The sequence below is a fragment of the Streptomyces sp. NPDC057271 genome (assembly GCF_042668715.1).
In the GTDB taxonomy this organism is placed as follows: Bacteria; Actinomycetota; Actinomycetes; order Streptomycetales; family Streptomycetaceae; genus Streptomyces.
In genome coordinates, this window is record NZ_JBHUYJ010000069.1 from 25,475 (window position 1) to 41,784 (window position 16,310).

Genomic DNA, 16,310 nt, shown 5'->3' on the forward strand with positions numbered 1-16,310 from the left:
GTCATGCGGCGAGCTGTCCGGCCAACTCTGCGGCCGGGCCACAGGGTTCGGGGCCGGTGTGGAGGAGTTCGACACGGTGGACGAGGCGCGGGGCGCTCAGCGGTACGGCGACGGCTCCGGCGATCGTCGCGGCGAGGGAGACGGGGAGCAGGGTCAGGCCGTGCCCGGCGGCTGCCAGGGCCCCGAGGACGCGTGAGTCGGTGCCCTCGTGGCGCAGGGCGGTGCGGAAGCCGTGGCCGGTGGGGCCGCCGTGCGCGGAGCGCAGCCGGTCGAGCGGGACGCCCGCGTCGGGGGCGTCGAGCCAGCGGGCGTCGACGAGGTCGGCGAGCCGAAGGCCGGAGCGGCCGGCGAGCGGGTGCCCGGCGGGCAGGACCACGGCGACCGGCTCCTCGGCGACGCGGACGGCGGTGAGCGGGGCGACGTCGGGCAGCCGCAACGGGTCGCTGGGGGCGGCGAGTCCGTCGACCAGGCCGAGGTCGGCCGTTCCTGTCGCGACGGCGACGGGCACCTCGTCGCGGGCCAGGGTGCGCAGGGTGACTCCGGCGGCGGGCAGGGCGGCGAGGGTACGGGGGTGCAGGGCGAGCGGTGAGGCGGCGAGGGTCAGCGTCTCGCGGGGCGCGGCGGCGAACCGGGCGAGGTCGGCGCGGGCTGCGTCGAGCCGGAGGAGAAGCGAGCCGGCGTGTTCGAGCAGCCGCTCTCCCGCCGCCGTGGGCACGACGGGCCGGCGCCCGAGGAGCGGCTGGCCGAGGTCGTTCTCCAAGGCGGCGATGTGCTGGGAGACGGCGGACTGGGTGTAGCCGAGCGCGCGGGCGGCCTCGGAGAAGGAGGCGAACCGGACGACGGTGACGAAGGTACGGAGGTGGTGCGGATCCATGGGATCCCGAGCGTAGACGTGCCCGGGGCCGGAGGCCGAACCGCCGACGGCTGCCTCCGTACGTCCGCCACTCCCATCAGCGATCGCGATCGCGGGTGCAGGAATCCTCGTTGGACGTGAACCCGCGGCTCCGACCAGCATGGTCGGCATGACGCACACCCCTTGCGTCGCCCTCGTCGGCGACCGTTCTCCGCATGTGAAGTCCCATGTCCGCGTACCCGCCCTGCTCGACGCGCTGGCCGAGCGGGACGGCCTTGTCCTCGACGCGTACTGGATCCCGACCGGCGACGCGGAGGCGCCGGGCGCGGTCAAGGACTTCGACGCGGTGTGGGTGCTGCCGGGGAGTCCGTACGCGAGTGAGGCGGGCGCGCTGGCGGCGATCCGCACCGCCCGCGAGGAAGGCATCCCGTTCCTCGGCACCTGCGCCGGATTCCAGCACACACTCCTCGAGTTCGCCCGTGACGTCTGCGGTCTGACCTCCGCCGCGCATGCCGAGAACGACCCCGCGGCAGCCGGCGACGACCTGCTGATCGCGCCCCTCGCCTGTTCGCTGGTCGGCCACGAGGGACCGGTGCGCGTGACGCCGGGATCGCTCGCCGAGTCGGTGCTCGGCGCCGAACGGACGACGGAGCGCTACCACTGCGACTACGGACCGGACAGCCGCCATCTGGAGACTCTGCAGGCCCATGGTCTGCGGTTCACGGGCGAGGACGAGGGCGGTCACGTCCGCATCGCGGAACTGCCCGGCCACCCCTTCTTCCTGGCCACGCTCTTCCAGCCGGAGCTGGCGAGCGACGGGACACAGCCGCACCCGATCGTACGGGCGTTGGCGAGGGCGGCCACGGACCACGCCCGCCGAACCCGCTGACACGGCCTAGCCCATGGGGACGACGCGGTGGGCGCGGTCCCTGCCGCGGGCGACGAGGCGGGCGTTGGACTCGTCGGATTCGCGGACCCAACGCTCGGCGTGGGCACGGTCCTTGCCGAAGCGGACATGCCGTTCGACGAGCCGGGGCACCCGGCGGTTGTCGTCGAGCTCCAGGAACCAGGCCTCGTCGAGCAGGGGCAGGACACAGGCCCACGGCCCCTCGTCGTGGAGCAGGTAGTTCCCCTCGGTGACGACGAGCGGGACCTCCGGCGCGACCGGAATCGCTCCGGCGACCGGCTCCTCCAGGGCCCGGTCGAAGGCGGGGGCGTAGACCGTGGTGCCGGGCTCGGGGGCGCGGAGCCGGAGGAGCAGGGCGGCGTACCCGGCGGCGTCGAAGGTGTCCGGCGCCCCCTTGCGCTCCGCGCGGCCGAGCCGCTCCAGCTCCTCTTGCGCCAGGTGGAAACCGTCCATCGGCACCAGGGCTGCGAGCCCGTCGAGCCGGGCGACGAGCCGGGCCGCGAGTGTGGACTTCCCCGCTCCGGGCGCCCCGGCGAGCCCCAGGATCCGCCGCTCCCCGGCGAGGGCGAGGTGCCTGGCGCGGTCGGTGAGCTCGGCGAGCAGCTGGGCGTCCATGCGGTGCATTGTCGCACCGCGTGGCACCTCTCCGGTCATACGTATAACCTGGACGTATGTCCCTCATCGCTCTCGTCACTCTCGTCGTCCGTGACTACGACGAGGCCCTCGCCTTCTACACGGGCCCTCTCGGTTTCGACCTCGTCGACGACACCGCCCGCGACGACGGCTCCCGCTGGATCGTCGTCCGCCCCGCCGGGGCCGCCGCCGGCACGGGCCTGCTCCTGGCCCGTGCGAAGAGCCCGGAGGAGGAGTCCGCCGTGGGCCGCCAGACGGGCGGGCGGGTCGGCTTCTTCCTCCACACCGACGACTTCGCCCGCGACCACGCCCGCATGACCGCGGCCGGCGTCCGCTTCCTGGAGGAACCGCGCCACGAGCCGTACGGCACGGTGGCGGTCTTCGAGGACCTGTACGGCAACCGCTGGGACCTGCTGCAGCCGAAGGGCTGAGGGAGAGCGGGCACCCGGGGCGGGAGGGGGCGTGACGGCCGGTGGCGTCACGCCGGGAGGCGTGCCGGCCGGCGGTGGGAACGGCACCCGCGCCGAGGCCTGGACCCTCCCTTGATCTCCCTTGATCGTTTCCCCTCCCCGAAGTGGATCACTCCTGGTCTTGCGGCCATCGCGGCCCACGGGACAAGGCCTGTGGAAAACTCGCTGTGGCCGGGCACGCGCGATGTGCCACGATTCCCTGGCCATGGCTTTCCTACGACACGTCCAGTCCGCCGCGCCCGTCTCCGCCGTCGCCGCCGGATTCCTCGCCGTACTCATCGGCGTCACCAGCTCCGTGGCCGTCGTCTTCACGGCGGCCAAGGCGGCCGGGGCGACCTCCGCCCAGCTCACCTCGTGGGTCTTCGCCCTCGGCATCGGCATGGGCGTCACCTGCATCGGCCTGTCCCTGCGCCATCGGGCCCCGGTCGTGACGGCCTGGTCGACTCCCGGCGCCGCCCTGCTCGCCACCGGGCTGCAGGGCGTGACGATGGCACAGGCGGTCGGGGCGTTCCTGCTGTCCGCCGTCCTCATCGTGGTCAGCGGGGTCACCGGCTTCTTCGAGCGGATCATGAACCGGATTCCCGTGCCGCTCGCCTCGGCGCTGCTCGCCGGGGTCCTTCTCCAGTTCGGCACCGAGCTGTTCACGCAGATGGAAAGGGACGGCGCCATCGCCGTCCCGATGTTCCTGGCGTATCTCGTCGGCCGACGCTGGCTCCCCCGGTACGCGGTCGTCGCCGCGCTCGCCGTCGGTGTCGCGGCGACCGCGTGGCAGGGCTCCTGGAAACTGGACGGCTTCGCCCTCACCCTCGCCGCACCGTCCTTCGTACGCCCCGAGTTCGACTGGCAGGTCCTCGTCGGCGTCGGTCTGCCGCTCTACGCCGTGACGATGGCGTCCCAGAACCTGCCGGGGGTCGCGGTGCTGCGCAACGCCGGCTACTCCACACCGGTCTCACCGCTGCTGACCTGGACGGGATCGGTCAACGCCGTTCTCGCGCCCTTCGGTTGCTTCGGCCTGAACCTGGCCGCGATCACCGCGGCGATCTGCAGCGGCGAGGCCGCTCACCCGGATCCCCGGAAGCGGTACGTCGCCGGCGTCTGGACCGGCGTCTTCTATCTCCTGGTCGGCCTCTTCGGCGGAACGGTCGGCTGGCTGCTGACCGCGATGCCGCCCGCCCTGGTCCTGGGCATCGCGGGCATCGGCCTGCTGGGCACGATCGGCGGCTCCCTCACCTCGGCCCTGAAGGACGACCGCCTCCGCGAGCCGGCCGTGGTCACCCTGCTCGCGACGGCGTCCGGGTTCACGCTCTTCGGTATCGGCTCGACCTTCTGGGGCCTCCTGGCGGGCGTCCTCACCCTCGCCGTCACCGACCTCGCCCGGCGCGGGAGGCGCTCCGACGAGCCGAGGGCCGACGCCGTCCCCGAGGAGACACCGGCGGCCGCGAGGACCGGTTGAGACTCGCCCCCCGACAAGCCGCGACGACCACGAAGAGCAGCTGAGGGTCATCACCTCTCGGGGCGACGGACAGCGGTGGACGGCGGGTTGAGGCCTGATCTGTTCGTGACAGGTTCCACCGGGCCTGACGCAGGAGTCGAGAGGTCATCACCGTCCGTGACGTCCGTGGTGGGATGGTGAGACTTCCCTGGTCCTTGCCGCGGATCACACATGGAGGGTGCTCGCGCATGGCGCTCGTCGGCTATTGGCTGGCGAGGTGCCTGGCTGCCGCGGCGGCCCGCGCGTGTGGGCCGACCCAGGACGACTCCGATCAGGACTAGTGCAAGCCCGCACAGTTGCTGAACAGTCAGGATCTCACCGGCAACTGCTGTGCCGAGCAGCACACCCGTGACAGGATTGAGCAGCCCGATCAGCCCCACTGTCCCCGTGGGCAAGTGCCGCAGCCCGGTGAACCAGGCGGCGAAGGCTAGCGCAGTCGCGACCAGGGCGGCGTAGCCGAACGCGAGGAGCGCCGAAGGGGAGAGCTGGGGTGGAGGGCCCTCCACCCCAGCAGCGACTGGCAGCAGGAACAGGCCTCCGGCGGTGAGCTGCCAGGCGGTCGAGGCGAGCACATCGACATCCGCACTCCACCGCTTGGCCAGGATGTGGCCGAAGGACGACACCAGCATGGCTGCGGCCGAGGCGAAGACTCCTGGCACACTCACCCCTTCCACCCCAGTGAAAAGCATGAGATAGACCCCGCCGAGTCCGATGGCGGCGCCGGTCATGTGCGCAAGGCCGGGCCGCTCGGACACCAGGGGCCAGGCAATGAGCATCATCGTCAGCGGAGACAGTGCCATGACGGTCGCGGCGACGCTCGTCGGAAGCAGCTGGGAGGCGGCATAGACGAGCACGAAGAACACGCTCACATTGAGCAGCCCGAGCACCGAGGACCGCCACCACCACTGGCCGCGCGGCCGCTTCCTGCACAAGGCCAGCAGGACGAGGCCGGCGGGCAGCGCCCTCAGCGCAGCTCCGTACAGCGGGCGGTCCGTGGGCAGAAACTCGTGTGTGACGAAGTAGTTGGTCCCCCAGGCCACCGGTGCGACAGCGGTCAATGCCCCCCAACGCATATTAGCTTCCATGGAACCTAATATACCTTCCAAGGAAGCTAACATGGTGTTCATGGAGCACCGTCACCCGCTGGACCACGTCGCTCGCATCCAGGCCGACTGGCGTCGCGAACGACCGGACGTCGACATCACCCCACAAGGAGTGATCGGCCGACTGCACCGCCTAGCCGATCGACTCACAGAGGAGCTTTGTCTCGTCTACCGTCGCTACGGTCTCAGTGAGGGAGAGTTCGACGTTCTTTGCGCTCTGCGCCGTGCAGGGGATCCCTACGAACGGGCACCCGGTGAGCTTGCCGCCCACACCATGGTCACCACTGGTGCGATGACGAAGAGAATCGACCGCTTGGAGCGAGCCGGCCTCGTCACCCGCCGCCGGTCGGGTGGCGACCAGCGTGGGCGGATTGTCGCCCTCACCCGACCTGGGCGCGAGCTGATCGACCGAGCGTTCACCGACCACATGCACAATGAACGTCACCTGCTGGATCTGCTGACGCCCGCCGAGGCCGAGGCACTCGAAGGGCTGCTCACGAACTGGCTCTCCCGCATGGAGCCGCGCCCTTCGAGCAGTGAGTGACGAGGCTCCGGGCTGTGACCAGGAACCTCGGCCGCTCAGACAAGAGTCATGGGAAGCAGAGCGGAACTGTCTGCGCAGGAGGTCCAAGTCAGCCTGGCCGAGCCCCGACCGTCAGCCCCGCCAGGATTGCCCCCGATGGTTCTCAGGCGACTTCCCCACGGCGAGAGCGGCATCCCATCGTCACTCACCGTGCCGGAAGTGAGCCAGAACCCGAACGTGCTCACCGTTCCGCCCGCAGGGCCCGCCAGGCCGTTGACCAAGGGGGCGATGGCATCAGCTCTGCCAGCCTGAGGAGCTGTTGTCTTTCCGGGCTTGAGGACAACGTTTTCGCTGGTCGGGCATAGGGTCGGTGATCCTGTGGGAGTGGTGGTCTGCTGTGTCGCCGCTGCTGTGGAGGTCGTGGATGCCGTCGGTCGTGGGGCTGCTGGAACAGCGTGAGCTCGTCGCCCGCCGTCGCGTGGACGAGCTGCGGGAGGAGGCCGACCGCATCCAGGGCTGAACCGGCCGTGGCTGAGCGGGACTGGAAGGAATGGGTCCTCGCTCGCTCACGGGTGGGCGAGGTGCTTGCCCCGGCGGGTGAGACCGGGCATGGCCACGACCAGGCCGACCGGACAGCACCGGCTGCCGACGGGCAGGCCGGGGAGGTATCGCCGACGCCGGAGGCGGCGAAGACGAAGTCGCAGGTGCCGGTGTGGCGTGACGGGCTTGCGTGGTCGGCGTTGTCGGTGGACTACCAGCGCATCCTCACCGCGCTCGCGGAGCGGGCCCGGCTCGGGCAGGAGCCGATGACCTGCCAGGAGATGGCCGCCTTGTTCGGCATGGACGTGGTTCCGGCGCGGGTGGAGGCGCTGCGGCCGAAGGCGAAACGCCTGGTCGCGCGGGGCTGTCTGGCCGAGTCGGCGCCGGGCCGGTTCACGCCCGCCCGCGGCGTGAGCGGGTCAGGCGGCGGGTCATGACCATGATCATCGACCAGTAGATCATCGCCTCGGCGCTGGTGGTGCGGCGTTCGAAGTCACGGGCCAGGCGGCGGGTGCGCATGAGGTGGGCGAAGAAACGCTCGACGATCCACCGCTTGGGCAGCACCACGAAGCCACGCATGTCGTCGCTGCGTCTGACGATCGCCAGGACCAGCGCGAACGTGGCCAGGCAGTACTCGACGAGGCTGCCGGTGTAGCCGCCGTCGGCCCAGAGCAGCTCCAATTGGTGGTGGGCGTCAGCGACTTGACGCAGGAGGACCTGGGCGGCGGCTCGGTCGCCGACATTCGCGCTCGTGACCATCACGCCCAGCAGCAGGCCGAGAGTGTCGACCACGACGTGCCGCTTGCGGCCGTTGATCTGCTTGCCGCCGTCGAAGCCACGGCTGTCGGCGCCGATGACGGCGTCCGCCCTTGACCGACTGCGAATCGATCACACCTGCACTCGGCTCCGCGTCGCGGCCCAGCCGCTCGCGGACCCGGGCGCGCAGCCGGAGGGCGGCGGCAAGGGCAGGATTCGAACCTACGTCCACCCGGAGATCGAGCCGGGCGCTCCACCGCAGAGCTTCCTCGCCGCCTGTGTACATCCTCACCAGCCGGTGCCGCACCGGTCAACTCGTTTCCGGCGCCCCGCTGCGCGGCCGACGTGCCGGGTAGGGGTATCGCCGAGATACGGGTCAAAGGCAATGAGTTGATCTTGAAGCCCTGATGGCCGTTCAACTCTCCGCTTCATCCTCGGCAAGGATGCGGTAGACGGTGGCGACCGAGGGGCGCTCGCCCTGGTTCTTGCCCGAGGTGATGACGAGCTTGCGGGCGATCTCGGGGACGGGCACACCGTTGGTCCGCAGACTGCGGGCGTATGCGGCCATGTCGTCGTCGACGACCTTGGGGCGTCCGCCGTGCCGGCCGCGCTCGCGGGCGGACGCCTGGCCTTCGAGGGACTTCTCCCGGATGTAGTCGCGCTCGGACTCGGCCATGCCGGCGAAGAACGCGAACAGGACGGCGCCGTGCCCGGACGGGTCGTAGACCCCTTGGAGGGGGCCAGTGAGGAGTTCGAGCTGGATGTGGTGGTGGCGTAGGTCCTCGGCGATGGTCAGCAGCTCGGCGGCGCCGCGACCGAGGCGCTTCATCTCGTGCACGGTGAAGATGACCCGCTGGTGGGGGACGGCCTTCTTGATGGTGCGGGCGAAGCCCATCGCCTGACGAACTCGGGCCGGACCGTGATCCGGGTGCTGATCTTCTCGGAGAAGCCCGGGTCGCATCCGGCTTCCGTCAGGGCGTCGAGCTGGCTCTGGAGTTCTTGCTGGGCGGCGCTGCACCTCGCGTAGCCCACTCTCGTGGGCTACGTCGCGGCTTCGGGTGCGGCGGCCTTGATGGCCGGGCCCATCTCCCACGCACGGCCGGGGCCGCGGTCGGCGGGCGTCTTCACCTCCAGCTCGGCGCGGAGCCGGGGGACGAGCATGAAGCGCGGGGTGTGGTACTTCGGGGCGACCTTGCCGCCGCGGGTGCGGCAGGCGCTTCCGGCGGGTGCTTCACAGGTGGAGCAGTCGAACTGTTCGACGGCGGCGGCCGGTTCGGCGAGGTCTGGCATGTCGCAGAACCTATCGCGATGGGCTTTGTGCGAAAGCTGTTCTGCGAGAGGTTGCGAGAACGAAGATCAGGGGCAAACCGGACACGGTCCGGCGGGGGCCTCCGGCCTCTCAGAACTACTCATTTCCGAGAGCACGGAGAGTGACGACATTCGCTGGAGGTGATCAGGGGGCTGGGTCGGTCGGTGCGTGAGCGGCGACGACGCGGCGGAAGAGGGCTTGGACTGCTGTGGTGATGTCGGTGTCGGTCTGGGTGTGGTGGCAGGGGCCGGCGTAGGCGTGGGTGAGGAAGTCTGCGGTGAGTTCGGGGTCGGGGACGTCGAACTCGCCTGCCGCATGACCTTGCGTGAGGAGGGTGACGAGCAGGTCGCGGGCGGCGGTCATGGGTTCCTCGCCGGCGGTGCCGCCGGGTTCGTGGAAGAGCCGGTGGTAGAGCTCGTGGCGGTCCTGTTCGGCGGCGATCCAGGCGGCGACGAGCCCGTCGAGACGTTCGGTCCAGGTCAGGCCGGGCTGTTCCAGGAGGGTGGCGGGCTGCTGGAGCATGCGGTCCCACATCTCGGCCTGGAGTGCGGCCAGGAGTTGCTGCTTGGAGTCGAAGTAGAGGTAGACCGTGCCCTTGGCGACCCCGGCGCGGGCGGCGACCTTGCTGACGGTCAGCGCCTCGTAGCCGTCGTCCAGGAGCAGGGCGGCCGTGGCGTCGAGGATCTGGCGGCGGCGGACGTCCGGGGGCTGGAAGCGGCCGGTCGGCTGGGCGGTTGCGGACCTCTCCGCGGGCACGGGCTCTCCTCGGTGGTGTGGGCTGCCGTGGGCCGGTCAGCGTGTGGTCTCCAGGGTGTCATGCGGCTTGCGCGCGATCACGATCACGGCGTGATCCTGGGCGGGGTCCTGCTCGTGGCCGGGGTGCTGGTGCACGGGGACCGGCCTACGTTCGGCTCGCAGGATCTCCAGGCCGAGACGGGCGAAGGCTTCGGTCAGCTCCTGGAGCGCGACCAGGTCCCCGGGCGCCCCCCAAGCGCAGGCTTCCTCGTCCCATTCGCCGAGGGCCAGGATCCCGCCTGGGGCGAGGGCGGTGGCCAAGGTGGCGAGGGTGGCGGTACGGCCGGGGCCGCGGGGCGGCAGGGCGTAGGAGCTGAGGGCGAAGTCGTAGGTGGTCTCGGGATGCCAGGTGGCGCTGTCGGCGACGGTGAGTTCGATCCGGTCGTCCAGGCTCCGGGCGCAGGCGGTGGCTTTGGTGCTGGCGATGGCTCGGGGGGAGAGGTCCACGCCGGTCACGCGCCAGCCGTGCTCCGCGAGGGCGAGGGTGTTGCCGCCGGCGCCGCAGCCCAGGTCCAGAGCCCGTCTCGGCGTGAGGCTCTCCGCCGGGGCGAGCAGGAGTGGATCGGGGGCTGCGGTGTCGCTGCCGTCACCACGGTAGATGTCATTCCAGTCGAAGTCGGTGTGCGGGGCGGCGGGCCGGGCGGGGGTTGGGGGTGTGTGCTGCGTCACGGTTCCTCCTGGGGAATGGAAACGATCGAATGACCGTTGGTCAGTAGTATGACCGCTGGTCATTCGCTTTCGTCAAGCCCGCCCTGGAGACGCCCCATGAACCACACCGCCGCGCAGTACGACACCGTGATCGTCGGAGGCGGCCCGGCAGGACTCACCGCCGCCCTGGCCCTGACCCGATACCGCCACCGCACCCTGGTCGCGGAGTCCCCGGCCGCTCCCCGTAACGCGGCCTCCCGCGGAGTCCACGGCATGATCGGGCTGGAGGGCGCCACACCGACCGAGGTCCGTGCGCGGGCCTGGGCCGAGCTGGACGCCTACGGCCTGGCCGAGCGCGGGGACATCACCGCCGACGACATCGCACCCGCGCCGGAGGGCGGATTCCGTACGGTGCTCGGCGACGGCACACAGGTGTGGTCCCGGACCGTCCTGCTCGCCACCGGCGTCATCGACATCCACCCGGAAGGTGTCGAGGGCTTCGCCGCGTGCTGGGGCCGCACCGTCATCCACTGCCCGTTCTGCATCGGCTGGGAGAACGCGGAGCGCACCTGGGGCCTGGTCGCCGACGACCCCGGCTACGCCGAGATGGCCGCCACCGGATTCAGTGCCTGGTCCGCCGACGTCATCGCCATCGCCCCGCCCGGCATGGACCGTGCGGAGGAGACCCGCCGAGCCCTGCGGGCCGCCGGCAGCGATCTCGTGCAGGGGGAGATCACCCGGCTGCATCACCACGACGGCGATCTGTACGCGGTGGAGATGGCCGACGGCACCGTAATCGACCGGCAGACCCTGCTGTGGGCCCCGCCGCAGCGCCAGGTCCCGCTCGTCACCCGCCTCGCCGGCACCCTCGGCCTCGCCCTCGACGACGACGGCTTCGTCACCGTCGAAGCCGACCAGCAGACCAGCGTCCCCGGCCTGTACGCGGCGGGCGACCTCACCACCGCCTGGGAACAAGGCGCCATGAACGCCGCCGGAGCCGGCGCCAAAGCCGCCGACGCCATCCACTTCGCCCACCCGGCGTGACCGCCCCGACCCACCGGAGCCCTCCGTGTCCGAGCAGACCTTCACCGACTACATCGGCCGCATCGGCGACCGCACCACCCTCTACCAGGCCGTGGCCGCCCACACCGGAGCCCGCCGCGTCCTGTACCCCGGCAGCTACCTCGACCTCGCCCCCTCCCACATCTGGCCCGACGTCACCTACCTCGACGCCGACGCCCGCGCCCGCAAAGCCTTCCAGGGCCCCGACGCCACCACCCTCGCCGCCCGGCACAAGCAGTACCCCGAACACCCCCGCATCGCGTTCGTACCCGGCGACTACACCCGCACCCTCGCGGAACTACCTGCGGCCGAGTGGGATCTGGTGATCTCCCTGTACGCGGGCCCCGTCTCCGAACACGCCACCCGCTGCCTGCGCCCGCAAGGCTGGCTCCTGGCCAACAACAGCCACGCCGACGCCGGCCTCGCCCACCTCGACCCCCGCTACCGGCTCGCCGCCGTCCTCCACCACCGCTCCGGCCACTACCACCTCACCACCGACGACCTCGACCGCTACCTGCAGCCCAGACGCCCGCCCCACCCCACCCGCGAACAACTCCACGCCGCGGGCAGAGGCACCGCCTACACCCATCCGGCCACCGCCTACCTCTTCCGCCTCCACCCTCATACGCGCGAACGGTAGGCCCGACCCGGAATTTCACCGGAACCCGGCAGGCCAGCACCCCTGACCGGGCCCGTGCGCGCCAGGCGCCCGGGCGGGGAGAGTGACGGCCGCACAGCGGGCGCCTGGGACGTCCACCTCACCCACTCGTACTCGTCGTCCTCTCCGGCGTCGCGGCCGTCGCCGTCGAGCAGGTCGTGCACCGCGTCCTCGGTGAGTTCGCGCCTCTCGTCCATGACCCTCATGATGCCGACCCGCCCGACGCCGGCTCAGGCGGCTTGGCCGAGGCCGGCGGCGGTCAGGTCCCGCTCGCGGAGCTGGGTGAAGTCGACGTCCAGCTTCGTCTCGTACGCGTCGGGCTGGATGCCGAGCTCATGCGTGGAGTACTGGCCGAAGCGATTGATGTGCTCGGTCAGGTACGGCGAGATGTGGGCCAGGTCCTCCGGCTCGATCGTCCAGCCCTCTTCCAGCATCTGCCGCACGATCTCCGCGATGTCCAGGGCGTTATGAAAAATGACCGTTCGTGAGCAGGGCGTTGAACTTCATCGACTTCTCCTGCTCGACCGGGTCGTTGTCCGCGATGACGCCGCGGTTGCCGAAGCCGATCCCCTGCGAGAAGCCGTTGAACGCTTCGGTCTTGTTCGTCGCCGCGGTCACCCGACGGCGAAGCGCCGGATCGGAAAGGTAGCGCAGCAGCTGGACGGTGCGGATCACGCGGCCGACCTCGCGGAAGGCGGCGTAGGTGGCGTTCTTCTCGGAGCCCGAGCGCAGCCGCTTGGGCAGCGTGGACGAGGAGATCGCCCCCTCCCGTACGGAGACCGCGACCTTCATCAGATGCTTGAACTGGGACTCGACCAGGTCCCAGTCGATGGCGTTCTTCCCCACCTCTCCGAACAGCGCGTCGATGTGCACGTACCCGGTGGTCTTGCCGGGCCGGTAGAAGGTCAGGCCTTTCCGGTTCCTGATCCTGGGCATGAGATCGAAGCCCAGCAGGCGCGCGAGCGCGAACACCGGCTGGGACTGGCCCTGGGTGTCCGCGTGCACGGTGGTCGGCTTCACCTCGGAGGAGTTCTTCAGCAGGCCCTCGATGATGTAGACGGCCTCCCACACCCCGCACGGGATGAAGTGCGTGAACAGCGCGACATAGGTGTCGGAGATATCCCGCCCGGCTTGCCGTACCGCACGGACGTCTCGGCGAGCAGGTTGTCGAGGTAGGTGTCCATATGGGTGCCGTCGGCCGCCACGGTGGTGCCGTCGCCCCACGCCTGGGGGATGTCCAGGCGGGCGTGTGCGTTGACCAGGTCGGCGATCGCCTCGTTCAGCAGCACGATGGAGAAGTGCCGGTTCACCGTGTACGCCAGCTCGTGGCCCGAGACTCCGGGGATGCGCCGGGCGGCCTCGTACGGGCCCATGTTGGTGCCCTTCACGAACGTCGTGATCACGTAGCGGCCGAAGGGATCGTCCAGCTTCGGCTTGTTGCCGGACGCCGGACCGAAGCGCTGCCACCAGTCCACCCAGTACGCGGTCCGGGCCACGATCCCCATGAGGGACCGCTCCGGCATCCTGGCCTTGACCTCCTGCTCCAGGCGCCTCGCCGACGGCCGCTGTCCCTCCGAGCGGTGCGGCTTCAGCGACGGGATGCCGGTCTCGGGGTCGATGACCAGGCCCTCGTTGTCCGGGTACCCGGCATCCGCCGCCGCGGCGGCCGCGGTGAGCTTGTCCTGAAGCTGCCGGCGGAAACAGACCGCGTCGAATCCGTCGGTCTCGCCCTCCTCGCACAGGCCCACCTCGACCAGGTAAGTGCCCAGCTTCTCCTGCACGACCTCCCAGTCCAGCAGCCGCTGGGACCAGTCCGCGTACTCCTCCGAGCCGACGACCGCGACATCGCCGGTGCGCAGTTCCTCGGCGAGCGCGGTGAAGACCATCGCTTCGAAGTGCTTGCGCACGAACTGCCCCGTACGGGTCTTGTCGAGTACGGCCTTGCGCCAGTTCTGCGTGGCGAAGGAGATGTCCACCTCCTTGCCCTCCTCGTCGAAGGCGGTGATGTACTCGCCACGGGCGCCCTGGTGCCGCATCGCGTGCGCGAGCGCGTCCAAGACCCGCCGGTCCTCGGACGTCTCGGTGAACTCCAGCTTCTCGGCCCGGTCGAACATCACCGCGCGGTCCCGGCCGATCTGCCCGTACAGCAGCACCTCCCAGAAGTTGCCGTGATGGGCCGAGACCTTCTCGATCTGCTCGTACTGCTCGAACCCGCCGAGCTCCTCCACCGCCTTCGTGACGGCGCCGAGCCCGCCGGCCTGCACCAGCAGGGCCTGGCCATCGCCAGGACCGCCGGAGAGACCTGGCCGCCCAGCCGCTGGGCGACCTCGTCCACCGGCGCCTCATCATCCAGGCCCTCCAGAGCATGGCGGACCTCGGCGGTCATGGCCGCGGCCTTCTGAACCGCCTCCTGGGCGGGGCCACCGTCGTCGATGTTCTTGAGCACGGTGCGGTAGTTCCCGATCAGGGCCTCGACGATCTCCCGCTCGGCGAGCCGGATCGCCTCCAGCTCCTCCTTGGCCCTCTTGATCTTCGTTGCGACACGCTTGGTGAACATCGTCGCCAGGTCGTCGCGGACCCGCGTCCTCGCCTTGTGCGTCAGGCACGCGATCAGCGCGATCTGCTTGATGGGCGCGTAGTCCCGCAGCTCCGAGGCGTCCGCCGCGTCCGCTTCCCCGGCAAAGTCGGTGATCTTCCCCGTGGCCACCGACTCCATCCACACCGACGTGTCGCCGAGCTCGTCCAGCCACTCCAGACGCTTGGCCAGGTTCTTGAAGTGCGACCAGGTCGGCCCCTTGGCAGGCTTCTTCAACCGGTTGAACAGCGTCGTGCCGTCCGAGTCGCGCTCCTCCAGCAGCCGCAGCAGCCCGGCCCGCTGGGCCGGGGTCATCCGGTCGTGGATGCCCTCGCGGATCGAGGCGTTCACCTCGGTGCGGATCTTCGAGGCCATCTTGTCGAAGGTGGAGAACCCTGGCAGTTCCAGCCCGGCCTCCACGACCTTCTCCAGCGCGATGCTGATGAGATCCGCGGGCCGGTTCTTCGCCGCAGCCTCCTTGCGGATCGACCGCTCGACAATCCGCCGGGCCTCGCCCTGGTCGTACTTCACGCCGACCTTCTTGCGGACCAGACCCCGGTGGTGCTTGGCCGTGCGCTCCGCCCGGTACAGCGGCAGCGTGCCCTCCGGGAGCTCCACCTGGCGCCGTACGAACTACACCACCCCGAGGCGTTCAGGACTCCAAGATCAACTCATTGCCCCTTTGACCCGTATCTCGGCGACACCCCGGGTACCGCCCCCTCAGAGCCACTCCCCCGCCGCGGCGCGCCGGCCCTTGCCCGAGAACACGCCGGCGGACCGCAGGGCGCTCGCCATGAGCGGATCCACGACCTGGACGCCGTGCACGAGTTCCGGTGTACGGCGGTAGCCGACGGGTTCGGCGGCGGGGCGCGGCGCGGTCCAGCCTCCCGCCCCCGGGTCCACACCGTGCCGCGCGCAGACCTGCTCGACGAGGGAGCGCGTGCACTCCTCCTCGCCGCGCAGCACCTTCCAGGGCAGCGGAAGGTCCGCCCACACGGAGGTGTCGGGGTGCAGGCCGCCACCGCTCTTCCGGTGCCAGTAGGCGACGTCGGCCGCCATCAGCCGGGGTACCTTCCCCGGGCACACGCGGTCGAGGAAGTCCTCCCGCCCCAGCTCGGTGAGGAGCGCGAACCAGTGCGCGCGGGCCGTACTCCAGGCCTGCGCGGCCTGGTTCCACGTCGACGAGTCGTTCCCCGGCCGGACGATCATGGTGTCGCGTTCCAGGGCGCACCTGTTCCAGGCGTCCTCCAGCAGCTCGGCCACCGTCCGCAGGAAGCGGCTCCAGCGGGCGAGCAGCAGGGAGAGCTCCTCGTCGGAGAGGTGTCCGAGGACCTCCGCCGTGGGATGCGCGTGGGCGACCACGTACCAGTCGGTGCGCTCGGGCTCCGCGCGCAGCCGCTGGAACAGGGCGTCGGCCACCTCGTCGTACGGCCGGCGCTGGCGGCCGTCGGTGAAGACGCTGCGCATGTATCCGCGGGCGGTGAGGTACGCGACGAAGGCCGCGGTTCCGGGGTCGGTGGCGAACGACTCGTACGGCAGGGTGTGGGCGATCGCCCCCTTGCCGGTCATGACGACCTCGTAGCGGCGCTGTTCGTGGACGATCCTCGCCAGCTTGGCCTCCATGCGGCGCAACAGCCGGAAGCGCTTGTTGTACTGACGCCCGGACAGCTCGCCGATGCCCGCCTGGGCGCGCTCGGCCCGGTTGAGCCGGTCCATGCCGAAGTCGTTCTCGCCGTACGCCCGGCCGATCTCCTCGCCCGCCCGGCGGATCACCGCCTCGATCCGTCGGGGGTCGTCGCCCGCGTCCGCCGCGTGTTCCGGAACGCTTCCGAACAGCTCGGCGGCGCGGCCGAGTTGCCGCTGCGCTCCGACGGGCCGGGCGAACTCCTCCCGCGTGACTCCTCCACCCCCTGAAGGGGGTGGCTTCTCGCTATGCCGGTTGGGCGTCGCGACGGACCAGCCCGGCCCGTAGAGCGTTGAGTGCTC

Annotated in this window: 17 protein-coding genes, 1 tRNA gene and 3 pseudogenes; 7 read left to right on the forward strand and 14 right to left on the reverse strand. The window is 70.6% G+C overall.

The features are described 5' to 3' along the window. Window position 1 precedes the first annotated feature (1 nt). Window positions 2-874, reverse strand: a complete 873-nt coding sequence (locus ACFUJR_RS26650) for a LysR family transcriptional regulator (protein WP_383169526.1) — start codon at window positions 872-874, stop codon at window positions 2-4. Window positions 875-1,022: 148 nt separating this feature from the next. Between ACFUJR_RS26650 and ACFUJR_RS26655 the strand changes: the two genes are divergently transcribed. Continuing rightward, window positions 1,023-1,742 (forward strand): hypothetical protein, encoded by a 720-nt coding sequence (locus tag ACFUJR_RS26655; RefSeq protein WP_383169528.1) that lies wholly within the window; start codon window positions 1,023-1,025, stop codon window positions 1,740-1,742. Window positions 1,743-1,748: 6 nt separating this feature from the next. On the opposite strand, the gene ACFUJR_RS26660 is transcribed toward ACFUJR_RS26655, so the two are convergent. Then, window positions 1,749-2,384, reverse strand: a complete 636-nt coding sequence (locus tag ACFUJR_RS26660) for a nucleoside/nucleotide kinase family protein (RefSeq protein ID WP_383169530.1) — start codon at window positions 2,382-2,384, stop codon at window positions 1,749-1,751. Between the two features lie 47 nt (window positions 2,385-2,431). Here ACFUJR_RS26660 and ACFUJR_RS26665 point away from each other — a divergent pair, with 47 nt between their 5' ends. Beyond that, window positions 2,432-2,824, forward strand: coding sequence for a VOC family protein (locus ACFUJR_RS26665; protein WP_383169532.1), 393 nt, complete (start codon window positions 2,432-2,434; stop codon window positions 2,822-2,824). Window positions 2,825-3,068: 244 nt separating this feature from the next. Then, window positions 3,069-4,316 (forward strand): benzoate/H(+) symporter BenE family transporter, encoded by a 1,248-nt coding sequence (locus ACFUJR_RS26670; RefSeq protein WP_383169534.1) that lies wholly within the window; start codon window positions 3,069-3,071, stop codon window positions 4,314-4,316. A 50-nt stretch (window positions 4,317-4,366) separates the two neighbouring features. Here the strand turns inward: ACFUJR_RS26670 and ACFUJR_RS26675 are convergent, their stop codons facing one another. After that, window positions 4,367-5,440, reverse strand: coding sequence for a DMT family transporter (locus ACFUJR_RS26675; protein WP_383169535.1), 1,074 nt, complete (start codon window positions 5,438-5,440; stop codon window positions 4,367-4,369). A gap of 40 nt (window positions 5,441-5,480) precedes the next feature. Here ACFUJR_RS26675 and ACFUJR_RS26680 point away from each other — a divergent pair, with 40 nt between their 5' ends. Further along, window positions 5,481-6,002, forward strand: a complete 522-nt coding sequence (locus ACFUJR_RS26680; RefSeq protein ID WP_383169556.1) for a MarR family winged helix-turn-helix transcriptional regulator — start codon at window positions 5,481-5,483, stop codon at window positions 6,000-6,002. A gap of 403 nt (window positions 6,003-6,405) precedes the next feature. Then, window positions 6,406-6,958 (forward strand): annotated as a pseudogene (locus ACFUJR_RS26685) (hypothetical protein). Here the strand turns inward: ACFUJR_RS26685 and ACFUJR_RS26690 are convergent. The 7 genes from ACFUJR_RS26690 to ACFUJR_RS26720 form a co-directional block, all read right to left on the reverse strand. After that, a complete protein-coding gene (locus tag ACFUJR_RS26690) occupies window positions 6,915-7,313 on the reverse strand; it encodes a transposase (RefSeq protein WP_383169537.1) in 399 nt (132 codons plus the stop codon). The pseudogene ACFUJR_RS26685 and the gene ACFUJR_RS26690 overlap by 44 nt on opposite strands. 165 nt (window positions 7,314-7,478) lie before the next feature. Beyond that, window positions 7,479-7,551: transfer RNA gene (locus ACFUJR_RS26695), tRNA-Ser, on the reverse strand. Between the two features lie 141 nt (window positions 7,552-7,692). After that, window positions 7,693-8,172, reverse strand: coding sequence for a recombinase family protein (locus tag ACFUJR_RS26700; protein ID WP_383169539.1), 480 nt, complete (start codon window positions 8,170-8,172; stop codon window positions 7,693-7,695). Then, on the reverse strand, window positions 8,103-8,309 hold the full coding sequence (locus tag ACFUJR_RS26705; RefSeq protein WP_383169541.1) for a recombinase family protein: 207 nt from the start codon (window positions 8,307-8,309) through the stop codon (window positions 8,103-8,105). The genes ACFUJR_RS26700 and ACFUJR_RS26705 overlap by 70 nt, the downstream gene beginning before the upstream one ends. Before the next feature lie 9 nt (window positions 8,310-8,318). Then, window positions 8,319-8,567 carry a hypothetical protein gene (locus tag ACFUJR_RS26710; protein WP_383169542.1) on the reverse strand — a complete coding sequence of 83 codons (249 nt, stop codon included), beginning with the start codon at window positions 8,565-8,567 and terminating at the stop codon, window positions 8,319-8,321. 163 nt (window positions 8,568-8,730) lie between these two features. Beyond that, a complete protein-coding gene (locus ACFUJR_RS26715; protein WP_383169544.1) occupies window positions 8,731-9,342 on the reverse strand; it encodes a TetR/AcrR family transcriptional regulator in 612 nt (203 codons plus the stop codon). 36 nt (window positions 9,343-9,378) lie between these two features. Beyond that, window positions 9,379-10,050 carry a class I SAM-dependent methyltransferase gene (locus ACFUJR_RS26720; protein ID WP_383169546.1) on the reverse strand — a complete coding sequence of 224 codons (672 nt, stop codon included), beginning with the start codon at window positions 10,048-10,050 and terminating at the stop codon, window positions 9,379-9,381. A 96-nt stretch (window positions 10,051-10,146) separates the two neighbouring features. Here ACFUJR_RS26720 and ACFUJR_RS26725 point away from each other — a divergent pair, with 96 nt between their 5' ends. Further along, entirely contained in the window at window positions 10,147-11,073 is a 927-nt protein-coding gene (locus ACFUJR_RS26725) for an NAD(P)/FAD-dependent oxidoreductase (RefSeq protein ID WP_383169548.1), read from the forward strand. 25 nt (window positions 11,074-11,098) lie between these two features. Further along, window positions 11,099-11,731: a hypothetical protein gene (locus ACFUJR_RS26730; RefSeq protein WP_383169550.1), complete on the forward strand. Its 633-nt coding sequence runs from the start codon at window positions 11,099-11,101 to the stop codon at window positions 11,729-11,731. Here ACFUJR_RS26730 and ACFUJR_RS26735 read toward each other — a convergent pair. The 4 genes and pseudogenes from ACFUJR_RS26735 to ACFUJR_RS26750 all read right to left on the reverse strand — a co-directional run. Then, complete coding sequence (locus tag ACFUJR_RS26735) at window positions 11,713-11,946, reverse strand: hypothetical protein (RefSeq protein WP_383169552.1); 234 nt, start codon at window positions 11,944-11,946, stop codon at window positions 11,713-11,715. The two genes, ACFUJR_RS26730 and ACFUJR_RS26735, sit on opposite strands and share 19 nt — an antisense overlap. Before the next feature lie 33 nt (window positions 11,947-11,979). Next, window positions 11,980-13,863: pseudogene (locus tag ACFUJR_RS26740) on the reverse strand (transposase). Continuing rightward, window positions 13,863-14,945, reverse strand: a pseudogene (locus ACFUJR_RS26745) (DUF4158 domain-containing protein); the annotation flags it as partial. The pseudogenes ACFUJR_RS26740 and ACFUJR_RS26745, both read right to left, overlap by 1 nt. 99 nt (window positions 14,946-15,044) lie before the next feature. Beyond that, window positions 15,045-16,310 (reverse strand): hypothetical protein (locus ACFUJR_RS26750; RefSeq protein ID WP_383450787.1); only part of this gene is annotated, 1,266 nt, incomplete at its 5' end.